The following is a 2836-nucleotide window of genomic DNA, read 5'->3' on the forward strand; positions in this document are numbered from 1 at the left end:
CCATGGCACCACGCTCCACGATTTGATGCGCGCCGCCGACGCCGCCATGTACCATGCCAAGGCGACCGGCCGCGGCCGCGCCGAGCATTTCTCCGAAGCGCTTGCCGCCGAACTCGCCGACCGCGCGCAGCTCGAGGTCGACCTGCGCAACGCGATCGACCAGGACCAGTTCACCCTGGTCTATCAGCCGCAGGTCTCGCTCGCCGACGGCCGCATCGTCGCCGCCGAGGCGCTACTGCGCTGGCGCCACCCGGTACAGGGGATCAAATTGCCCGGCAGCTTCCTGGCGCGCGCCGAGGAAACCGGCATGATCGTCGAGATCGGCGAATGGGTCACCGGGCGCGTGGCGGAAACCATCCGGCGCTGGGCCGATCACGGCATCGAGCAGCGCCTGGCGATCAACATCAGCCAGCGCCAGCTCGATCACGCGATGTTCTTCCGCCGCCTGCGCGAGGCGATGCTGGCCGCCGGCGCGCCCGCGCGACTGCTCGAACTCGAGATCACCGAGACGCTGGCGATGCATTGCTCGGACGACGTGGTCGAGGCGATCGCCACCTTACGGGCGGACGGGGCGACCATCGCGATCGACAGCTATGGCACCGGCCATTCGAGCCTGGCACGGCTGCGCCAGCTGCCGCTCGATCGCATCAAGCTCGACCGCAGCCTGGTCGAGCATATCACCCAGCGCCGCGAGGCGCGCTTGATCGCGCAATCGGTGATCGGGCTGATCCACGGTCTCGGCTGCGAAGCGGTGGCCGAGGGAATCGAGCAAGGCGACCAGGCCGAGATGCTGCGGGTGATCGGCTGCGATGTGGTCCAGGGCTATGTCATCGCCGAGCCGATGGACGAGGAAGCGTTCATCGCCTGGTCGCGCCGCGAAGCGCGCGAACGCGGCGAGGACGAGGCGCTGGCGGGGTGAGCCAGCAATCCCCCTCCCGCTTGCGGGAGGGGTTGGGGGAGGGCGTGTCGCGGTGGGCGACATCCGTGCCGAAGGGCGCGCGGCGCCGTGGATGCCGGCACAGGGCCGGCCTGACGGGTTGGGCGTGAACGCATCGCGTATCGCACGCGGCATGACGCGCGGCGCGGCGGATCCCGGCACGAGGCCGGGATGACGAAATAGAGCGATGGACGGGCTGAGCGGGTTGAGAAACTGCTCGTGCGGTGTTCGAAGTGTCAGGGCCTGCGCACCTCGCAAATCCTCCCCATCGTCAGATGGGGAGGGGGACCATCGCGTAGCGATGGTGGAGGGGAAAACCCCGTCCTCGCCGCTTCGCGGCTGCGGCCCCTCCACCGTCCGCTTCGCGGACGGTCCCCCTCCCCACGCTACGCGTAGGGGGGATTGATCTGGGCCAAGGTAACCCCCAAACGAAAAGAGCGCGGGACCTCGCGGCCCCGCGCCCTTCGCTCGCGTTTCGGTAATCCTTACGCCGCCAGCTTCCGCAGCACGAACTGCAGGATCCCGCCGTTGAGGAAATATTCCAGCTCGTTGACCGTATCGATCCGGCACCGCGTCATGAACGTCTCGGTCGATCCGTCGGCGCGGGTCAGTTCGACCTCGACATCCTGCCGCGGCCGCAGCCCGGCGACGTTGCGGATGGTGAAGCTCTCGTCCCCGGTCAGCCCCAGGCTCTGCCGCGTCACCCCTTCCGCGAATTGCAGCGGCAGAACGCCCATGCCGACCAGGTTCGAGCGATGGATGCGCTCGAAGCTCTCGGTGATGACCGCACGGACGCCGAGCAGGTTGGTGCCCTTCGCCGCCCAGTCGCGCGACGAGCCGGTGCCGTATTCCTTGCCGGCGACGATGACCATCGGCACGCCCTCGGCCTTGAACTTCATCGCCACGTCGTAGATCGGCAGCACCTCGCCATTGTAGCGGCTCATGCCGCCTTCGACGCCCGGGACCATCTCGTTCCGGATGCGGATGTTGGCGAAGGTGCCGCGCACCATCACCTCGTCGTTACCGCGGCGCGCGCCGTAGGAATTGAAGTCGCTGCGGCTGACCTGATGCTCCTGCAGGAACGTGCCCGCCGGGCTGTCGGCCTTGATCGATCCGGCCGGCGAGATGTGGTCGGTGGTGATCGAGTCGCCCAGGATCGCCAGCGGCCGCGCCTCGATGATGTCGGCGACCGGCGCCGGGGTCATCCCCATGCCCTCGAAATACGGCGGGTTGTGGATGTAGGTCGAGCCCGCGCGCCACGTATAGGTGTCCGAGCCGAGCACGTCGATCGCGCGCCACTTGCTGTCGCCCTCATAGACCGCGCCGTAACGGCTCTCGAACATGCCGCGGTCGATGTTCGCGTTCATCGTGTCGGCGACTTCCTGGTTCGACGGCCAGATGTCCTTCAGGAACACGTCGGCGCCGTCGCGGTCCTGGCCGATCGGGGTCTCGACCATATCCTCGGTCACCGTGCCCTTGAGCGCATAAGCGACGACCAAAGGCGGCGAGGCCAGGAAGTTGGCGCGCACGTCGGGCGACACGCGGCCTTCGAAATTGCGGTTGCCCGACAGGACCGAGGCGGCGACGAGGTCGTTCTCGTTGATCGCGGCCGAGATCGGGGCGGCGAGCGGCCCCGAATTGCCGATGCAGGTGGTGCAGCCATAGCCGACCAGGTTGAAGCCGATCGCGTCGAGATCGGCCTGCAGGCCCGCCTTCTCCAGATAATCGGTCACGACCTGCGAGCCGGGCGCCAGGCTGGTCTTGACCCATGGCTTGGGCATCAGGCCCTTGGCGCGCGCTTTCCGTGCCACGAGGCCGGCGGCGACCAGCACCGACGGGTTGGAGGTGTTGGTGCAGCTGGTGATCGCCGCGATGACGACGTCGCCGTCGCCCACGTCG

At 68.1% G+C, this 2836-nt stretch carries 2 protein-coding genes; one reads left to right on the forward strand and one right to left on the reverse strand.

The features are described 5' to 3' along the window. A partial coding sequence (locus tag ACTHJR_RS20165) for a putative bifunctional diguanylate cyclase/phosphodiesterase (RefSeq protein WP_440525213.1) occupies positions 1-919 on the forward strand: 919 nt, incomplete at its 5' end. 503 nt (positions 920-1422) lie between these two features. Here the strand turns inward: ACTHJR_RS20165 and acnA are convergent. Then, positions 1423-2836 (reverse strand): aconitate hydratase AcnA (acnA, locus tag ACTHJR_RS20170; RefSeq protein ID WP_440525214.1); only part of this gene is annotated, 1414 nt, incomplete at its 5' end.

Origin of the sequence: Sphingomonas sp. (assembly GCF_051962185.1) — a bacterium.
GTDB lineage: Bacteria > Pseudomonadota > Alphaproteobacteria > Sphingomonadales > Sphingomonadaceae > Sphingomonas.